2 protein-coding genes are annotated in these 917 nt (G+C 59.1%); both read left to right on the plus strand.

The genetic code is table 11. The annotated features are described in order from the left end of the window. Positions 1 to 342, plus strand: a 342-nt coding sequence (locus FY112_RS18445; protein ID WP_151519018.1) for a GFA family protein, incomplete at its 5' end; no start/stop codon positions are given. A 23-nt stretch (positions 343 to 365) separates the two neighbouring features. Next, the coding region (locus FY112_RS18450; protein ID WP_151519016.1) for an alpha/beta fold hydrolase at positions 366 to 917 on the plus strand (552 nt) is incomplete at its 3' end.

A 917-nucleotide genomic window follows, 5' to 3' on the forward strand; every position in this document is an offset into this window, starting at 1 on the left:
CAGGTGCGTATTTCCGTCCAAGGCGAACCCTTACGCGTTGGGATCTGTCATTGTACGGACTGTCGGCAGGAAAGCGGTTCGGCCTTTACCTTCTATGGCATCTGGCCCGCCGGCCAATTCGAACATTCAGGGGAAGCCGCCGCGTTCCAAGGCCGGCATTTCTGCAGAAGTTGCGGTTCGCGCCTGTTTTCCGCCGATGATCAAGAGGCGGAAATCAAGCTTGGCATCCTCTCCGAGGCGCCGACGCCGCTTGTGCCGAGTTACGAACTCTGGATCAAACGCCGCGAGCCGTGGCTGCGACCGGTGGAAGGCGCCAAGCAGTATGACGAAGACCGAAAGTGAAGAACGGTTCTGAGGAGGTTCCCGTGACCATTCTTGTCCGACATCGCTGGATCACTGTTGCCGGCGTCGAAACCTTTTACCGTGAGGCCGGCCGGGAAGATGCTCCGGTCCTATTGCTGCCGCACGGATATCCCTGCTCATCCTATGAATTTCGCAATCTCATGCCGCGCCTTGCCGACTGTTGGCGCCTGATTGCGCCGGATTTCCCGGGTGCGGGCTACAGCGGCACGCCTGACGATTTCGACTACAGCTTCGATGGATATGCCGCCTGGCTGGAGGCCTTCGTCGATGCGATGCATGTCGACCGGTTTGTCCTCTACCTCCACGACTTCGGCTCGCCGATCGGTGCCCGGTTGGCGATCAGGACCCCACAGCGCATCGCGGGGCTGATCATCCAGAATGGCGACATCCCTTATGAAGATGCCCTCGGACCGAAATATGCGGATATCGAGGCGACATGGACGATTACGAGATCGGAGATGGGGAGGGTGCTGGCGGAGGCGATCAGCGAGGAGAATTTTAAGGAGGAAGTCCTCAACGATCTGCCGCCTACACTGGGCGATACGAACCCTACA

The organism is Rhizobium sp. PEPV16, from assembly GCF_008919455.1.
Classification (GTDB): domain Bacteria; phylum Pseudomonadota; class Alphaproteobacteria; order Rhizobiales; family Rhizobiaceae; genus Rhizobium; species Rhizobium leguminosarum_Q.